Below are 19056 nucleotides of genomic sequence, written 5' to 3' on the forward strand. Positions count from 1 at the left end.
GTGCATCGCACCATACAAGTGCGGATGCACCAAGGAAAGCGTGATTAACCGGTGTTTTTGTGCAGGGTGAGGATATTCTCGGCGACATCAATCACCTTGCGGTTTTGTTCCATCGCCATGCTGCGCAGAGACTTGTAAGCCTCCATTTCATTGATGCCCAGTGTACTCATCAGCAAGCCTTTCGCACGCTCAATCTGCTTGCGTTCAACCAGGGCTTTGCGGGTATCCGCCAGCTCGCTTTCCATATCTGCGATCTGCTGTGATTGTTGCTGCAACAGGCTGATCATCGAGGCGATCGGGTAAGTCTGGATTGTGTCTTGCGCCTGGAAATTCAAGGCACTTTCCACCGGGATTGCCAGGTTGAAAAACGTGCTATCCAAGGTTGAAGAGCGCTTGGCCGCAATCGTATTTAAATATTCCTGCGTTTGTTCCAGATCGTGCCTGGCCTGGTGTGCCAGCGCTTTCAGCATGCTATGCATTTTCTCGATTAACTGGCATTGAATCTGCCAGATTTCAGTTTGCAGTTGCGTGCATAAATCAAACCAGATATCTGCATCACTGGATTTCAGCGGCTGCTGGTCCAGGGCGGAGGTCAGTTTATGACGATATTTCAGGTGCTGCCGGTGCAGGCTGGTTGCTTGCAATGCAGTCCAGGCTTGTCTTAACTCATCACCGCCCAGTTGGCTGAATAATTCAAAATGCCGCTCTTGCTGGGCGACCAGTTCCAGTAGTTTTTGCTGGTGCGGCAGTTGCAAGCTACCTGAACCAAAGATATAAGAACCGACCGCGCGTTCCTGGCCTGCAAACTCCTTACCTTGAATCAAGTTGTACAGCGTGAGTAAACAGGTGGAAATCTTATTGTTTACCGAACTATCCGTGATTTCAAAAATGAGCGAAATCAGGCTGGCAATCAGGCGGCTGAATGACTCAATGCAATCGGTAAAAGAAATCTTTTGCAGGGTGATCTGGTGGCGCAACGATGTTTGCTGGTCCAGGCCTAGCAGTATCCAGGAAATTAAAGTCAGCTGCTTAGCATCTGCCAGTGCGTTCTGATCAAGATGCTGCGTTAACGCCTGTTTGAAGCGTGTTTCCAGCGCAAGATTTTTGCTGATGATCTCTGCGCGTTCGGAAGCAAAGCGCTTGCCCGCAGAAGCCAGGTACAGGGAGCTTGCCCCACGTTCAGCCTGCATCTGGTGCACCATCTGGCCTATGCTTTCGACAAATTGAATGCAGGTATCCAGGCGTTCAAGCTCTTCGATATGCCTGATTTTGGCCAGGATAATGGTTTGTTCGGGGGAAATATCTGTACTCATTACTGAAAACCTAAGCAAAAAATGTGCACGTTCCCGATGCACATTCATTTTTGTATAAAACGGAATTAAAGCAGGCTTAATGAAAGAGGAACCTGATACGGATGACGCGGCAGCGAAGCAGTCGTGAACCAGGAGTCCACTAATGCCAGCCACCACCCAATACTTTGTATAAGGTCAGTTGGCTGGCGGCATCGCTTAACTGCAAAGTCACCAGTGTTTGCTCGGCAGTATAAAGCGTTCTTTGCGCATCGAGAACGACCAGGTAACTATCGACGCCATTTTTAAAACGGGCATCGGCCAGTCTGAATGCTTCAGCGGCGGCGCCATTTAATGACTGTTGTGCTTCCAGCTGTGCCTGCAAACCTTCGCGCTGTACCAGTACATCTGCCACTTCCCTGAAAGCAGTTTGTACGGTTTTTTCATATTGCGCGAGCAGAATCTGCTGGTTTTTTTCACCAATTTCCAGGTTAGAGCGGTTACGACCGGCATTGAAAATTGGCAGGCTGATTTGTGGCACAAAAGTCCAGATGCGGGAGCCCGGACCAAACAAGCCATCCAGCTCGGTGCTGGCCGTACCGATGGTGGTGGTCAGGCTGATGGTTGGGAAGAACGCAGCACGCAGCGCGCCAATGTTGGCGTTGGCACCTTCCAGCAAGTGTTCGGCTGCACGTACATCAGGCCGTTGCTGCAAAGTCGTGGAGGTGACGCCACGCGGCAATGCTGTAGTAAGTGCCACGCTGGAAAGAGCGCTATCCGGCAAAAAGGTTGAAGGCACCATACTGCCAGCCAGCAGGTTGAGGGCGTTGATATCCTGCTTGATCTGGATATTGTAAGTGGCGACGGCGACGCGCGCATTATCAACACTGGTTTGCAACTGCCTTAAGGTCAGGGCGTTGGCGACGCCGAGCTCAAACATTTTCTGGTTGATCTCGTAAGTATTTTGCTGGCTTTTCAATGTTTGCTGGGCGATTTCCAGCCGCCGTTTATCGGCAGCCAGCGTCAGCCAGGCTGTGGCGACTTCGGCGACCAGGCTGATTTGCGTACTTTTGCGGTTTTCCTCCTGTGAATAAAACGTCTGCAAGGCCTGCGCATTTAGATTACGGATACGGCCAAACAGGTCCAGTTCATAAGCACTAAAACCAACCGTGGCGCGGTAAACATGCGATACGTTCCCGCTGTTATTATTACTTGCGGCGACAGTGCCTGCAGAGACATTGCCATTGTTGCCAACGTTAGAAAGACCTTTAGAGGCAGTTTCTGACAAGGTTGCGGCTACGGTGGGAAACAAATCTGCGCGCTGTACCTGATATTGCGCCCTGGCTTTTTCTATATTCAGCGAGGCCACCCGCAAATCGCGGTTATTTTTTAATGAAAGATCCACCACTTGCTGCAAACGTTTATCGGTAATAAACGATTGCCAGCCAAGTTCGGTCAGCGCTTTCTGATCATTGTCGACTGTGCCAAAGGTGGCAGGCACCGGTGCTTCAGGCGGGCTGAAAAACGGCGCCAGGTTGATGCAGGCAGTCAGTAATAGTGAGCACGTGATTAACGCAGCCTGTTTAAAATATTGGCTCATGGCATGCAGCTTACTCATGTTCTGCCTTACTGTGCTGTGATACTTCGGCTGAAACACTTTCGACCTGATAAGGGAACAAAGTACGTATCAACACATAAAATAAAGGCACGAAAAATATACCAAGGAAAGTCGCCGTCAGCATACCGCCGAGTACGCCGGTACCAATCGCCTGGCGGCTGACGGCACCTGCGCCTTCACTGAAAGCCAGCGGCAATACGCCGAAAATAAACGCCAGCGAAGTCATCAAAATAGGCCGCAGGCGCAATTGCACCGCTTCCAGTGTTGCTTCAATCAGCGGCTTGCCCTGTTCTTGCAGGTGCTTGGCGAACTCCACAATCAGGATCGCATTTTTGGCGGCGAGGCCTATGGTGGTCAGCAAGCCGACCTGGAAGTAAACGTCAGCCGTCAATCCGCGCAAAGTGGTGGCCAGTACGGCACCCAAAATACCCAGCGGTACGACCAGAATGACCGAGAAGGGCACCGCCCAGCTTTCATACAAGGCAGCCAGGCACAGGAAGACGAAGATGATGGAGACGGCATAGAGTAACGGTGCCTGCGAGCCGGATAAACGCTCCTGGTAAGATTGCGCACTCCATTCATAACCTATGCCATCCGGTAATTGTTTAATGATGTCTTCGGCAATCTGCATGGCTTCACCAGTACTGATGCCTTTGGCCGGTTCGCCAACAATTTCCATAGAGGAAATGCCGTTAAAGCGTTCAAGCAAAGGCGAGCCGGACACCCATTTCGTGCTGGAGAAAGCCGAGAACGGCACCATATCATTCGTGGTGTTGCGAACGTACCAGCGTTCGATATCTTCAGGTTGCATGCGGAACGGCGCGTCACCTTGCAGATAGACTCTTTTCACGCGACCTTTATTAATGAAATCATTCACATAGGTACCACCCATGGCAATCGAGAGCGTGGAGTTAATGCTGGCAGTTGTCAGGTTGTAAATGCCGGTTTTCTGGTCATCGATATTTACCCTGAACATAGGCGTGTCATCCAGCCCGCTCGGGCGCACCCGGTTCAATTTTGCGTTTTGTGACGCCAGTTCAATAAAGCGGTTCCTGGCCGCCATCAAGCCATCATGGCCCAACCCCCCTACATCTTTCAATTCCAGCGTAAAGCCGGAACCCTGGCCCAGGCCGCGCACCGGTGCTGGCTGCGTCACAAATAGCTTTGCATCGCGTATCCCGGATAAAGCTTTGGTCGCCCTGTCAGCCAGTGACGCGGCATCCTCGCCTTCGCCACGTACCGACCAGTCTTTAAGACGGATAAATGCGCGCCCCGAGTTCTGGCTGCCCCCACCACCTTGTCCCTGCCCTGCAATCGTTAAAAACTGGTCTATCACCGCATCCTGGCTATTCAGGTATTTTTCAACCTGTTTCAGCACTTGTTGCATACGTGCATCAGTCGCGCCTACCGGCAGCTGGATTTGTGCGCTCAGTGTGCCCTGGTCTTCGGTCGGCAGAAAAGAGCTGGGCAGTCTAGCGAATAACACTGCCAGCACTATGATGATGACGCCATATACCAGCATGGTCAGCGTCTTTCTACGCAGTATGGTTGCCACCGAGGCATGGTATCGGGCTGACATCGTATCGAACGCCGGGTTAAACCAGCGGAAGAACCAGCCAAACATGCCCCCCGAGGTGGATTTTTCATGCGAGACCGGTTTGAGCAAGGTTGCACACAGCGCTGGTGTCAGCGTTAATGCGACCAGCACGGACAGCAGCATGGCTGAGACGATGGTAATGGAGAACTGGCGGTAAATCACGCCCGTGGCACCACCAAAGAAAGCCATCGGGATAAATACCGCAGACAACACCAGTGAAATACCGACCAGCGCGCTGGTGATCTCGGTCATGGATTTGCGGGTGGCCTCCTTGGGACTCAGGCCTTCTTCACGCATGATACGCTCCACGTTTTCAACCACTACGATGGCGTCATCCACCAGCAGGCCAATGGCTAGTACCAGGCCAAACATGGTCAACGTGTTAATGGAGAAGCCAAATGCCGCCAGTACGCCGAAAGTACCCAGCAAGACCACCGGCACCGCAATCGCCGGGATCAGGGTCGCACGCAGGTTCTGCAGGAACACGTACATGATGATCACCACCAGTAAAATCGCCTCCACCAGCGATTTCACCACTTCCTTGATTGAAAGCCGCACGAATGGCGTGGTGTCATAAGGAATATATACGCTAAGCTTCAACTCAGCGGGGAAGTAGGGTTCAAGTTCGACCAGTTTGTCTTTCACTGCCTGCGCAGTCGCCAGCGCATTGGCACCGGAAGCCAGCCTTACCCCAAAAGCGGCCGAGGTTTTACCATTGAGCCTGGCGACCGGCGTATAACTCTCAGCGCCCAGTTCTACTCTGGCAACATCAGATAAATGTACCAGGAAACCGTCAGCCCCGGATTTGACGATGATCTTCTTGAACTGGTCTACCGTCTGTAATTTGCTGCGTGCGGTGATTGGCGCGTTCAGTTCCTGGCTGTTCACGGCAGGTAATGCGCCCAGCTGGCCGGAGGAGACTTCGGTATTCTGTGCCTGCACCGCGGCTGAAATGTCTGAAGGGATCAGATTGTATTTTTGCAGTTTGGCCGGATCCAGCCAGATACGCATGGCGTAGCCCGAGCCCAGTGTTTGCACATCACCCACGCCATCCAGGCGGCTGATCTGGTCTATCAGGTTGCTGGAAATATAATCACCGATATCAATTGCGCTTACGCTGCTGTTATCAGACATCAGCGATACCACCATCAGGAAATCGATACCGGTTTTAGCGACTGTCACACCCTGGCTCTGGACAATCTGGGGCAACCTTGGCATGGCCTGCTGCAATTTGTTTTGCACCTGCATCTGTGCCACATCGGGGTTGGTGCCGGCATCAAACGTCAGACTGATACTGGCCGTGCCGGAAGAGGTGCTGCTGGCCGACATATAGGTCAGGTTATCGATACCTTTCATGTACTGCTCAATCACCTGGGTGACCGAGTTCTCGATCGTATCGGCTGCAGCACCGGTGTAAGTAGCGTTAATCGATACGCGTGGCGGGGCAATATCAGGGTATTGCTCCAGTGGCAGCCATTCGATGGCGCCTATCCCGGCCAGCATGATGACGATGGCAATCACCCAGGCAAAGATCGGACGTTGAATAAAAAAGGCAGCCATGAAGTTAGTCTTTATCGTATTGGATAGGTACGCTGTGAATGAGTTTTGGCAATCTCTTAACGCGGTTGGCTATTCGTTGTAGCCGCGGGAGTAATAACAGTCCCCGGTGCAGCGCCAGTCGCTTTGTCAAATGGCACCGGCTTGACTATCGTGCCAACGCTGATTTTCTGGACACCATCCATTACCACACGTTCACCGGCCTGCAAGCCTTTGCTGACTCGCCATTCATCCCCGTATGTACCATTGGTTTCTATGTTTCTCTGTTGCACCTTTTGCCCGGCGTCTACTACGAGTACCGTAGGTTCGCCACGCGTATTACGCGTCACTGCCCGTTGCGGCACCATAATGGCATCCTTATCCTGCGCCACGTCAATCAGGGCGTGTACATACATGCCTGGCAGCAATACGCCATCAGGGTTAGGCACGACAGCTCGTAGCGTCACTGCACCGGATGCAGTATTCACACTCACGCCACTGAATTTGAGTTTTCCGGCATGTTTGTAAATAGAACCATCCTCCAGCACGACCCGCACCGGCACTTCTTTTTGCGTATTGCCGGTCAGTTTGCCGGCAGCAATATCGCGTTTCAGTTTTAGAAGATCACTACTCGACTGAATGACATCCACATAAATCGGATCCAGCTGTTGGACTGTGGTTAAAGCCGTTTCCTGGTTGGCCGTCACCAGTGCGCCCGGGGTGAAGGTGGAGGTGGAAACAAAGCCGGTAATCGGTGACACCAGTTTGGTGAAATCCAGGTTGATTTTGGCGGTGCTGAGTGCCGCCCTGGCCGCCGCCACATCTGCTTCGCCTTGTTGCAGCGCGGCTTGGGTATCATCGTTATCCTGCCGGCTGATCGCGTTGATTTTGACCAATTCTTTATAACGGTCTGCTTTAAGTTTCAGGGTGACCAGGGTGGCTTCGGTTTTTTGCAGCGCTGCTGCAGCACTTTGATAACTCGCCAGATACGGTGCAGGTTCAATCTGGTAGAGCAGGTCGCCCGCTTTGACCAGTGCGCCTTCAGTAAAAGTGCGTTGGCGAATGATGCCGCTCACCTGCGGGCGAATTTCGGCAATCAGGTAAGCATTGGTCCGCCCGGGCAGATCGGCCACGATAGGCTGGGTAACCTTCTGCACAGTCATGACCCCAACTTCCGGGATTTTTGGGACAGGTTTATTGTCGCCCTTGCCCGAGGTGCAGGCGGTCATTGTCAGGCCAATGCCGCATATCAGCCACAGGCAGTGCTTGAAAAAGACGCAGGAAGTGTTCATAGAAGTACCAATGAGGAAGTCATTATTCTTGTCTGACAAAATTGTACTGCGTTTGATTGCATGCAGGTGTAACGATACGTATCTGCATGTGTACAAGTTGAAGGGTGTGGTTAGTTGGACGTCAGGAAAAGATGAGATCGAGGCTATTTGTGAAGGAAGGAACGATTATTATCGCCATGGTTGAACATGAGCTGTAGCAGGGTTTCTTGCATACACAAGCATGCATTAATTGAATAAAGTCCCTTCGGCATGCACAATCGCTCGCGCAATTTCTTCCACTGTCACGCGCTTGAGCATGGCTTGTTCGCGCATGAGCTTGTAGGCTGCGATGGCGCTGATACCGCGTGCACGGGCCAGAATCGCCTGTGCGGCGCTGATTTCATTTGCTGCCTGCAGTTTTTGCTCCAGGCGCTGGTTCCGCTTTTGTAAGGTCCTGACTTCATGAAAATGGTGAATCGCCATAATAAGAGTAGACAGGATGCCATGTGGTTGCGTCGGACTGACCAGAATGCCATGACAGCCGAGTGTTGTAGCCGTATCGAGAATGGTCGGGTTTTCATACTCAATCATGCCAATCAGCGGAATTGGCGAGTCAGGCATTAACCAGGGCAGTTTTTTTCTATTACTGGCCTCCGCATTCAACAGAAAAATCACCAGATCTGTTTTTTCGGGCAGTTCAGCAGTGGGTGGCCACAGTGACACGGTCTGGCAGCCTATGCGCTCTAGTTGCTGTATCAATGTACTGCATTTTTCATCGCGTGGATGAAAAATGGTCATGCGTGACTGTCGTAGCTGGCGGAATAGCTCCAGGGTTGAGCGTGAGCCTGTTGCACCTTTGTTAGCCAATTTGCGGCTCCGGCATCATGGACTGACGCCAAGTCTCATTGGTATGCGTGACAAGATATGGATCCGGGCTCACGCCGGCTGACTCGGCCACAATGTCGAACTGACCATGGTGATTGACGCGACCTATACGAGGATGCAGTAAAGTGTGATGGTTGGCGGGGTTAATCGCCACACGACCCTGCAGTGCCTGATGTTCACGACCGAGTATATGGGGCAACAACACATCGTAGGTATCGTCGCCTGCTGCACGCATGGCTTCAGCGAATAAGTGTGTTTGAAAGTAAGCGGCTTCCCAGCACATGTTAGGCTCAATCTCGTCGCCATATTGTTCACGGAACTTGCGTAGGCAGGCCTGGTTTTCTGCAGTCTGAATCGACTGGAAGTAGGGCGCTGACGTGAAATGTCCAGCCGCAATCCTGCTGCCCATTTCAGCGGCTTCCGCTTCACAAGTGGTCAGGCTTGCAATCGGTGTTTTCATGGCATCCATGCCAATGTCAGCGTAGGCCTGGTACAACATGCGGGTGGCTTTGCCAACCACAGTGGAGAATACAAAGTCAGGAGATTTTGCCTTGATGTCGCGCGCAATCGGCAAAAAGTCTTTTTCCGTGGCATCCAGTGGCAAATAGCGCTCGGCCAGCTTTTTGCCACCAGGGACCTCGAGGATAAAGTCACTCATGATACGGTTGGACTCATAGGGATAGATATAATCACAGCCAATCAGGTAAACACGCGCACCAAAGTGACGGGTCATATAATCCGCCAGTTGTGCACTATTCTGGTTAGGTGCGGCGCCTGTGTAAATCACATGTGGCGAAAACTCAAAACCCTCATAAGGGGTTGGGTAAAACAACAACTTGCGCCATTTCTCAACTACCGGGATCACCGCTTTGCGCGTGCTGGACATGTAGCAGCCAAAAATCACATTGACTTTGTCCTCACGGATCATGCGTTCAGCCAATGCTTGATATTGTTGCGAAATGCCTTGCGGATTGTAATGTACTGGCAACAGTTCGCGGCCACAAATGCCGCCAGCCGCGTTGATTTCGTTGATGGCGAAAAAGGTCGCAAATGCCTGTGAGCGTTCTATGGTTGCAGTGGCGCCGCTGGTCGAAAACAGGACGCCGACCGGAATCGGGTCGGTATTTGCCATGATGCTGTTCCTTGCGGCATCCCGTGTGGCCTGGATGCCGGATTGCGGTGGATTCGCTTTAGTTTGGTATGCCGTCTATCGGTGCTTCTTTGGTGCCCAAGGTCGGGCGTGTAAACGATTCTACCATGTCGCGTGCGGCTGCCGGGTCTTGTATCCACTTGCTGTAAAAGCTGTAAGGGCACTGTGCGATGCCTTGGTCACCATCGCCAGAGTTAAGCACCCCGGTATAACCGCGGTGCAGCAACTTGAATAAGTGATTTTCAGATTGACCATGTTTGCGGAAGTCGCGGATCAAGTGCTTGCTCAGTGCTGCATACTGCACGCCATTTTCCTCTTCGCCACATTCGCCCAGGGTCCGGCCGTCAAAACCGATAATCGCAGAGTGACCGAAGTAGGAATAGACGCCATCAAAGCCGGCAGCATTGGACACCGCGACATAGGTGTTATTGGCAAACGCCATGGCCTTGCTGATCAGGATTTGCTGCTCTTTGGCCGGATACATATAGCCCTGGCAACGTACAATCAGCTCCGCACCTTTCATGGCGCAGTCACGCCAGATTTCAGGGTAGTTGCCGTCATCACAGATAATCAGGCTGACCTTGAGTCCTTTGGGCCCCTCGCTGATAAAGGTTTCTTTGCCGGGGTACCAGCCTTCGATTGGCACCCAAGGCATAATCTTGCGGTATTTCTGAACAATCTCGCCTTTGTCATTCATCAGAATCAAGGTGTTGTAAGGCGCTTTGTTCGGATGCTCTTCGTGCTGCTCGCCAGTAATGGAAAACACGCCCCAGACTTTCGCCTTGCGACAGGCTTCGGCAAAAATGTCCGTCTCGGGGCCGGGGACCGTCGTCGCATTATCATACATCTCCTGGCCATCATACATAATGCCGTGCGTACTGTATTCCGGGAAAATCACCAGGTCCATGCCAGGCAGGCCAGCTTTCATGTTGACCACCATGTCTGCAATGTTGCGGCAGTTGTCCAGTATTTCTGCTTTAGTATGTAGTCGTGGCATTTTGTAGTTCACCACAGCGACGCCGACGGTATCGTTACTGCTTGAAATATCACCATGTATCATGTGCTTCTCCTGAATAAAAGTAAGTGAAATGAATGAATCACGCTGGCAACAGACGAAAAAAAAGCTCACCTGCCGTTTTAAAACGGTGGGTGAGCTTTTTTGCTCTGCTCATCGCCGGCTCTGTTGACGGCGTGAGAAATATGTCAGGTGCCTGTAACGGCAGTCTTCATTCGTGAAGCTAGTTTAAGCGGCGGTGTGGCAAACAGCTATGCGTTATTTGACGTAAATTGCCGCCCGGACTTTAGTTTTTATACGCGTATCAGAGTACATGGCGTTCAAAGCGTTTTAGCACGTGTGCTGACATACCTTTGGCCAATTCTTCCTCACCAAAAAATACCGTATCGCCGACTTCTTTTTGCAGGCGCTGGTATTCGTCTTCGTGATGCGTGCGGATCACCACTTCGATATCGGGCTTCAACTGCTTGGCGATATCGACAATTTTACGGATATCCATGGAGTCCGGCGTGGCAATAATCAGCATGGCAGCGTTAGCAATGTGAGCCTGTATCAGTACCATGGGGTCAGCTGCATTACCTGATACCGCAGGCTGGCCTTTTTTACGCAGTTTTTCTACCAGTTCCCGGTTTTGCTCAGCCACCACAAATGGGATGCTGGAAGCTTCCAATGACATGGCAATGCGTTTACCAACACGGCCATAACCCACGAGTACCACCTGGCCTTCCAGGAATTTTCTTTCGGTAGTCATTGGTAATTCGCCGTAGGGGTCTATGCGTTGGGAAAGGCGACGCGCGACATCAGACTTATTCACCACCCAGTTGGCAAACGGTTTGATCGAGGCAAACACTAACGGATTAAGTGCAATTGAAATCAATGCCCCTGCCAGTACCAGGCTCATTGCGTCCTGGGAGAGTAAGCCCAGCGAAACGCCCAGCCCTGCCAGAATGAACGAAAATTCACCAATTTGCGCCAGGCTGGCAGCAACAGTTAAGGCGGTATTCAACGGATAGCGAAGCGCAAGTACGATAGCAACCGCTGCCAGCGATTTACCGACCACAATAATGCCCACTACGGCCAGCACCTGGTACGGTTGCTTGATCAGGATGCTTGGGTCAAACAGCATCCCGACAGCCACAAAGAACAGGACTGCGAATGCATCGCGGAATGGCAGGGAATCTTCTGCCGCGCGATGACTGTATTCTGATTCGCGCATGATCATACCGGCAAAGAATGCCCCCAGCGCAAAAGAGACGTTAAATAAGGACGATGCAAAAAAGGCAACACCAATCGCAACTGCGATCACGGTTAGGGTAAATAATTCACGTGAACCAGTGCCTGCGACATACCACAAAAGCCATGGCAATACACGTCGGCCAACCACCAGCATGACTGCGACAAAACCGGCAATTTCCAGCATAGTCATGCCTATGGTTTCCCAAATGGCACCGGCATTGGCAACCTCACCCTGACCGCCTAATGCGCCAGCCAGTGCGGGCATCAACACCAGTACCAGCACGGTAATCATATCTTCCACCACCAGCCAGCCTACGGCAATTTTGCCGTTCATGCTTTCGAGGATGCGTCTGGATTCCAAGGCCTTCAGTAACACCACGGTACTGGCGCACGAAAGGGATAAGCCGAACACCAGGCCATGACCCACGCTCCAGCCCCAATAATGGGCGACCAACATGCCCAGCAGGGTGGCCAATGCCATTTGTACGAGTGCGCCGGGCAAGGCAATCCGCTTGACTGACATCAGATCCTGGATGGAGAAATGCAAGCCGACGCCAAACATCAGCAGCATGACGCCTAACTCTGACAATTGAGATGCGATTTCAATATCTGCCACGAAGCCGGGTGTAGCCGGTCCGATTAATATTCCGGCAAATAAATAACCAATCAGGGCCGGTAATTTTAGTTTTTCGGCAATTAATCCAAAAATCAGCGAAAGCGCAAAGGCTGCGGCAATGGTAGTAATGAGGGAAAGGTTGTGATCCATAAGGCGTGTTTTTCTTCTGGCAGATTGATTAGGTTTTGTAAAAGCTGTTTTTATAAGTTGAATGAATGACCATGTTCATACTAAAAAGTTGAACATTTATAAATTTACATAAATGGATTCAACCCTTATCTTGCAGGAAGCCAAGGCCAGTCGTCAATGTTTAATGCATGAAAAACCAGCCCATTTGCATATCCAGACAATGCCTGTTTTTCTAGGTCGAAAGCCGTTGAAGGCCATATTCACATAGCTGTTCGGCTTTATGCCAGCGTTGTGTTTCCGGCAAATTGCCAAAATGCACAATGCTGAATACCCCTTCAATGATAGATTGACAATACAGGCTCATCAGCTCGAAATCTGCATCTGGTTTCAACTCGCCAACAGTGATCGCTTGTTTGAGTAAAGCATTAATCTGTGTAATCCGTTTTTTTTCCCACGCATAGCGGTGTTGCAATAGTTCAGGCGAATCATCAATGCCGACATACAGAAAAAACAATACTTTCTGTATAGAGCTGGGTTCAATGTAACTGCGGATTTCCTGCAGGCAATAGTGTTTCAGATTGAGTAGAGGGCTCAGGTTTTCATCCCCATGAAAAGGTGCGACTTGTTCAATCACGCGTTCAGCCATTGCAGTTGCCAGTTCCAGCTTGCTTTTGTAATGGCCATAGACGGCACCGCGCGAAAGTGCGGCGGATTCCGCAATGTCTGACATGGTGGTGAGCGTAAATCCCTTGCTGTAAAACACGGTTTCCGCAGCATCCATAATCTGGTCGCGGGTTTTTTGGGCATCCTCTTTGGTTTTTCTGGCCATGGCTAATGACATGCTTAAGAAATGAATGGCTTCATCATAGCAAAAAATAATTAATCAGTCACGATTGATTAATTAAATGGCAGCGGATAGAATGGAGGCAATCCGCATTTAAGGCATGTGTATGTCGCTATTCCGTTCAGTATCCATTTCCTTGTTTTTATTATTGTTTTTGGCTGCCTGCAGCAAAACTGAAGAGGCAGCCGTTGACAAGACTGGCGCGCCCGAAGTTGAGGTGGTTCAGGTGCAATATACAGAAATACCTACGGAAGTGGAGCTGCCAGGTCGGGTAGAGGCTTTCCGGATTGCTGAAGTACGGGCACGCGTCACCGGTATTGTCGCCAAGCGTTTGTACCACGAAGGGCAAGTTGTCAAAGCCGGGACAATCTTGTTTGCGCTGAATCCCGAACAATTACAGGCTTCCAAGCTGGAAGCCGAAGCTGAGTTAGCCAGGACAGAAGCCAACCTGGTGAATGCCAATGACAAATTGCAACGCTACCAGGCATTAGTGAGCGACCAATCGGTGAGCCAGCGCGATTTTCGTGCGGCGCAAGCCGAAGTGCAGCTGGCAAAAGCCGAAGTGGCTGCTGCCCATGCCAAACTCAATCGCGCCAAACTGGATGTTGGCTATGCCAATGTGGCAGCACCTATTGATGGGGTGGCAAGACGTGCGCTGGTGACTGAAGGTGCGCTGGTGGGGAAGGATGAAGCCACGCATATGACCACGGTGGAGCAGGTAAATCCGGTCTACGTGAACTTCGCGCAATCCTCTTCTGAAGTATTTGCCTTGCGCAAAGCACTGCGGGACGGGCAACTCAAGGGTAGCGATGGCAAATTTAAAATCGAATTGATTCTTCCAGACGGATCAGCTTACCCAAGCGCTGGAAAACTGTCATTCTCGGATGTGTCTGTCAACCAGACCACAGACTCAGTGGTGATGCGCGCCATTTTTGAAAACCCGCAGCAAGAGTTGATGCCAGGCGCGTATGTGCGCCTGAAGATACGCCAGGCAACAAACCCGAAAGCTATTTTGATCCCGCGTGATGCCTTGCTTCGAGATCAGTTTTCAGCAAGGGTTTGGGTAGTGAATGCACAGCAAGCGCTTGAATCACGTGAAGTGCAAACCGGCAGCCTGTCGGGCAAACAATGGGTGATTGAGCAGGGCTTGCAACCCGGCGAAAAGGTAGTGATCACCAATGCGGCTACACAAGTGGCGGGTACAAAAGTGACACCGAAAGTGGTCGGCGTAAATGATAAAGACGCTAGCAAAAGCGACACCACCGAAAAAACAACGAAAGCCGCTTCATGAGCAGATTCTTTATTGATCGCCCGATATTTGCATGGGTGATCGCTATCCTGATTGTGCTGGCCGGTATCCTGGCGATTAAACAATTGCCGATTGCACAATATCCTGACATCGCACCGCCAGTGGTCAATATCGCGGCGACTTATCCCGGCGCGTCAGCGAAAGTGGTCGAAGAAACCGTCACCTCGATTATTGAGCGCGAGATGAATGGTATGCCAGGCCTGATGTATGTATCGGCCACCAGCAATGTGGGCATGGCGTCCATCAGCGTGACATTCCGCCAGGGCACCAACCCTGACCTGGCGGCGGTGGATGTACAGAACCGCCTCAAGAGTGTGGAAGTGCGCTTGCCGGAAATCGTCCGCCGTAGCGGCATCATGGTCGAAAAATCTGCTGACAGCTTCCAGCTGATTGTGTCGCTGACTTCTGAAGATAACCGCTACAGCGAAATTGACCTTGGAGAGTTGTCTTCTGCCACTGTGATGCCTACGCTTAAACGCGTGCAGGGCGTGGGTAAGGTGCAATCTTTCAGCCCGGAATATGCCATGCGTATCTGGCCTGACCCGCAGAAGATGGCAGGCCTGAATGTTAGCGTGTCGGAAATTTCCAATGTTTTGCGTAGTTACAATACCCGCCTGACCCTGGGCCAGGTGGGTGCCAGCGGTGTGCCGGATGGCACGCCACTCAGTGTGTCACTGGAAGCAGATGCCACGCTTAAAACCGCGGAAGATTTCGCCAATGTGCCTATCCGCACGCAGCCGGACGGCTCAGCGTTGCTGGTCAAGGACGTCGCGCGCGTCGAAATGGGCAGCAGCGACTATACCTACAGCTCAAAAGTGAATGGTAAGAATGCAGCCGGTATGGCGATCAAACTGGCACCGGGTTCAAATGCGGTAGAAACGATCAAGCGAGTGAAGGTTGCCATGGAACAGATGCAGCCATACTTCCCGCCGAATGTAGTGTTCCAGCTGTCGTATGACTCCTCTGCCTTTGTATCTATTTCGATCAAAAAAGTGATCCAGACGCTGATTGAGGCGGTGGTGCTGGTGTTTTTGGTCATGTACCTATTTATGCAAAACCTGCGCGCAACGCTGATCCCGACCATTGTGGTGCCGATTGCGCTGATGGGTACGTTTGCCGTGATGTACTGGCTGGGTTACTCGATTAATGTACTCACGATGTTTGGTGTGGTGCTGGCGATTGGTATCCTGGTCGATGACGCGATTGTGGTGGTGGAAAACGTAGAACGCCTGATTGTTGATGAAGGCTTGTCACCCTACGATGCTACCGTGAAAGCCATGTCGCAGATCAGTGGCGCAGTGGTTGGGATTACTGCAGTGCTGGTATCGGTGTTTATCCCGATGGCATTTTTCAGCGGTGCTGTGGGTAATATCTACCGCCAGTTTTCGCTGGCATTATCCGTCTCGATCAGTTTCTCTGCATTCCTCGCATTGTCGCTGACGCCTGCGTTGTGCGTGACCTTGTTACGCCATGAATCCGGGGCAAAAGCCGGTTTCTTTGTCTGGTTTAACCGCAGCTTTCAACACTTGACCGAGCGCTATACGCGATTGACTGGCGGCTTGCTCAAAAAACCATTGCGCTGGCTGGTAGTATTCACACTGATTGTGACCTTGGTCGGCTGGTTGTTTATGCGGTTGCCAGGCGCTTTCCTGCCGGAAGAAGACCAGGGAAACTTTATGGTGATGGTGTCATTGCCACAAGGTGCGACCCTGGCGGAAACCGCACAAGTGCTGGGCGATATGAGCAGCTATATCCAGAAGAACGAACCGGTGGATATTATTTTTGAAGTCAGCGGCTTCAGCTTTTACGGTACGAGCACCAATAGCGGCATGCTGTTTATCACGCTCAAAGACTGGGCAGAGCGGCCTGAGGCTGAACAGCAGGTGCAGGCAATCGTCAACCGCGTCAACCAGCATTTCTATGGCCGCCCCAACTTGACGATTTTCGCCATGAATGCGCCACCGTTGCCTGAGTTGGGTAGCGTAGGCGGATTTGACCTCAAGCTGGTGGACCGGGCGAGTGTCGGCATAGAAACGCTGATGAAAGCGCGTGACCAACTGATTTCCGAATCGGCCAAACATCCTGAATTAGCCAATGTTTTGTTCGCAGGTTTGTACGATACACCGGTGGTTAATATGCAACTTAACCGCACTAAAGCCAATGCGCTGGGGGTGTCGCTGGATGAGATCAATGAGACGCTGGCGACGCTGTTGGGATCCAATTACCTGGGGGATTTTGTCTATGGCAACCAGGTGCGCCGGGTACTGATTCAGGCTGATGGCAAACAACGCCAGACGCTGGAAGATATCAAGAAAATCCGCCTGAAAGCGGCGGATGGCAGCCTGGTACCGCTTTCTTCCATCATGACGCTGGATTGGGCCATGGGCACGCCGCAACGCACCCGTTTTAACGGTTTTCCTTCCTTTAATATCAATGGCGGGCCGGCGCCTGGTTACAGCAGTGGCGATGCCATGAAAAAAGTTGAGACGGTAGTGCAGGGCCTGGGCAAAGGCATAGGCTTTGAATGGGCCGGTCAATCGCTGGAAGAAAAGCAATCCGGCAGCCAGGCCGCTTTGTTGTTCGGTTTATCTATCCTGGTGGTGTTCCTGGTGCTGGCTGCCTTGTATGAAAGCTGGGCGATCCCGTTCGCGGTGATGCTGGTAGTGCCTTTGGGGGTATTGGGCGCCGTATTAGGTGTAACCATACGCGGATTGCCGAATGACATTTATTTCAAAGTGGGCCTGATTGCTACCATAGGCCTCTCTGCGAAGAACGCCATCCTGATTGTGGAATTTGCGCGTGAACACGTATTGCAGGGCATGCCATTAATTGAGGCCAGCCTGCTGGCCGCCAAAGAGCGTTTACGTCCGATTGTCATGACATCTCTGGCGTTTGGGGTTGGCGTGATCCCGCTGGCTTTCTCTACCGGTGCAGCATCTGGTGCCCAGGTGGCCATCGGTACCAGCGTGCTCGGCGGTATTATCACTGCCACCTTGCTGGCTATCTTTTTTGTTCCCTTGTTTTTTATGGTGGTCGGGCGCTGGATGCGCAAGCCGGAAACTCAACAAAAGGTGTCCCATGAAGTGTAGTCGTATCAAAGGCCAACTGGCAGCAGGCATTGCGCTGGTGGTCGTGCTCAGCAGCTGCTCGCTGGTCCCTGAATATTTCAGGCCCGCAGCACCGGTGCCTGAAGCATATCCCGGACAACCCGCCAGTGATGCCGTGACCGAGGTGCCGCCATTAACCTGGCAAAGTTACTTCCCGGATACCGATTTACAAAAGCTGATTCAGGTAGCTTTAGAGCATAACCGCGACCTGAAAACGGCGGTGTTGCGTATGGATGAGGCCAAAGCCACTTACGGCATCCAGAAAGCCGACCGGTTACCAACCATACAAGGCAACCTCGCTTACGACCGCAGCAGAACCGTATTCAGTTCCAGCCAGGCCTTTGAAGCAGAGTTATTCCGGGTAGGCGTTGGTATCTCCGAGTACGAAGTGGATATATTCGGTCGTGTCAAAAGTTTATCTCAGGCCGCACTGGAACAATATCTGGCTGTCGCGGAAAACAGGCAGGCGATACAGGCGTCACTCGTCACCGAAATCGCCACGCAATACGTCAACCTGTTAAGCATACACGCGCAACTCAAACTGGCGCAGCAAACGCTGGATGACAGAAAACAGACCTTGCAGCGCACCCAACGCCGTTTTGATGCAGGCTTAGACCAGATACTTGATGTGAAAGCCGCACAGATTCAGGTAGAGCAAGTGCAGGCGCAATATGCGCAATGGCAACGTCAACTGGAAACCACCAAGAATGCGCTTTATTTATTGTTAGGCGAACCCTCACAGCGCACGGCGTTGACCGTCAAGCCACTGGAAGCACTCAGGCTATGTACCACACCGGCCGGATTGCCTTCAATGCTGTTAACCAGAAGAGCCGATATCCGCGCAGCCGAGCATCAGTTGAAAGCCGCTAATGCCAATATCGCTGCTGCCCGGGCTGCGTTTTATCCGCGTCTGCAACTGACCACCAACGTCGGCCTGGTCAATTCTGACTTTTCCAAACTGTTTACCCAGACCGGCAGCAATTACTGGGCATTCAGTCCGCAACTGGTGATCCCGATCTTTAACTACGGCAGAAACAAAGCCAACCTGAACCTGGCAGAAGCGCGCCAGCACATCGAAGTCGTTAATTATGAAAAAACCATACAGACTGCATTTAAAGAAGTGATGGATGTGCTCTCTACTCGCACCGCAATTGAAGAAGAGTCCGCCGCTAGGACTCGCTTGAATGACCTGGAAAGCAGTCGCCTGCAACTGGTCAAACGCAAACTGGATCAGGGGCTGGTGACCTATTTGGAATTATTGGATGCCCAACGTAGTGTGTTGGATGCGCAGGCACAGGCATTGCAAATCAGGCAGCTGGCACTACAGAATCAAGTGAGCCTGTATAAAGCGCTTGGTGGCAATTAAAAGATAGAAAAGTCAGTGGAGATATTTAATCTTGCGTTAAGTGTTGAGTTAACAAAAATTTTCACCTGAATTCATTTGCAACAATGGA

The 19056-nt window shown here is 51.7% G+C and carries 12 protein-coding genes; 3 read left to right on the top strand and 9 right to left on the bottom strand.

Annotated features, from left to right (window positions below; all coding sequences use genetic code 11):
• Nucleotides 1–44: 44 nt before the first annotated feature.
• The 9 genes from ASG24_RS09780 to ASG24_RS09820 all read right to left on the bottom strand — a co-directional run bounded on the left by ASG24_RS09780 (nt 45) and on the right by ASG24_RS09820 (nt 13171).
• Nucleotides 45–1313 carry a nitrate regulatory protein gene (locus tag ASG24_RS09780; RefSeq protein WP_055872022.1) on the bottom strand — a complete coding sequence of 423 codons (1269 nt, stop codon included), beginning with the start codon at nt 1311–1313 and terminating at the stop codon, nt 45–47.
• 139 nt (nt 1314–1452) lie between these two features.
• Nucleotides 1453–2907, bottom strand: a complete 1455-nt coding sequence (locus tag ASG24_RS09785) for an efflux transporter outer membrane subunit (RefSeq protein ID WP_156376550.1) — start codon at nt 2905–2907, stop codon at nt 1453–1455.
• Nucleotides 2900–6064, bottom strand: coding sequence for an efflux RND transporter permease subunit (locus tag ASG24_RS09790; protein ID WP_055870801.1), 3165 nt, complete (start codon nt 6062–6064; stop codon nt 2900–2902). Before ASG24_RS09790 ends, ASG24_RS09785 begins: the two co-directional genes overlap by 8 nt.
• A gap of 56 nt (nt 6065–6120) precedes the next feature.
• Complete coding sequence (locus tag ASG24_RS09795; RefSeq protein ID WP_235562388.1) at nt 6121–7269, bottom strand: efflux RND transporter periplasmic adaptor subunit; 1149 nt, start codon at nt 7267–7269, stop codon at nt 6121–6123.
• A gap of 288 nt (nt 7270–7557) precedes the next feature.
• Nucleotides 7558–8178 carry an ANTAR domain-containing response regulator gene (locus ASG24_RS09800; RefSeq protein WP_055829736.1) on the bottom strand — a complete coding sequence of 207 codons (621 nt, stop codon included), beginning with the start codon at nt 8176–8178 and terminating at the stop codon, nt 7558–7560.
• Nucleotides 8171–9328, bottom strand: coding sequence for a transporter substrate-binding domain-containing protein (locus ASG24_RS09805; RefSeq protein ID WP_055870807.1), 1158 nt, complete (start codon nt 9326–9328; stop codon nt 8171–8173). Before ASG24_RS09805 ends, ASG24_RS09800 begins: the two co-directional genes overlap by 8 nt.
• A gap of 58 nt (nt 9329–9386) precedes the next feature.
• Nucleotides 9387–10406, bottom strand: coding sequence for an aliphatic amidase (locus ASG24_RS09810; RefSeq protein WP_055829731.1), 1020 nt, complete (start codon nt 10404–10406; stop codon nt 9387–9389).
• Between the two features lie 259 nt (nt 10407–10665).
• On the bottom strand, nt 10666–12363 hold the full coding sequence (gene ybaL, locus ASG24_RS09815) for a YbaL family putative K(+) efflux transporter (protein WP_055829729.1): 1698 nt from the start codon (nt 12361–12363) through the stop codon (nt 10666–10668).
• 211 nt (nt 12364–12574) lie between these two features.
• Nucleotides 12575–13171 (bottom strand): TetR family transcriptional regulator, encoded by a 597-nt coding sequence (locus ASG24_RS09820; RefSeq protein ID WP_055872024.1) that lies wholly within the window; start codon nt 13169–13171, stop codon nt 12575–12577.
• Nucleotides 13172–13292: 121 nt separating this feature from the next.
• On the opposite strand from ASG24_RS09820, the gene ASG24_RS09825 reads away from it, so the two are divergent.
• The 3 genes from ASG24_RS09825 to ASG24_RS09835 are packed head-to-tail and all read left to right on the top strand — an operon-like array spanning nt 13293 to nt 18968.
• Complete coding sequence (locus ASG24_RS09825; protein ID WP_055870808.1) at nt 13293–14477, top strand: efflux RND transporter periplasmic adaptor subunit; 1185 nt, start codon at nt 13293–13295, stop codon at nt 14475–14477.
• Nucleotides 14474–17584, top strand: coding sequence for a multidrug efflux RND transporter permease subunit (locus ASG24_RS09830; RefSeq protein WP_055870812.1), 3111 nt, complete (start codon nt 14474–14476; stop codon nt 17582–17584). The genes ASG24_RS09825 and ASG24_RS09830 overlap by 4 nt, the downstream gene beginning before the upstream one ends.
• Nucleotides 17574–18968, top strand: a complete 1395-nt coding sequence (locus ASG24_RS09835) for an efflux transporter outer membrane subunit (protein ID WP_055870815.1) — start codon at nt 17574–17576, stop codon at nt 18966–18968. Before ASG24_RS09830 ends, ASG24_RS09835 begins: the two co-directional genes overlap by 11 nt.
• Nucleotides 18969–19056: the final 88 nt, after the last annotated feature.

This window comes from Methylophilus sp. Leaf414, from assembly GCF_001425425.1.
GTDB lineage: Bacteria > Pseudomonadota > Gammaproteobacteria > Burkholderiales > Methylophilaceae > Methylophilus.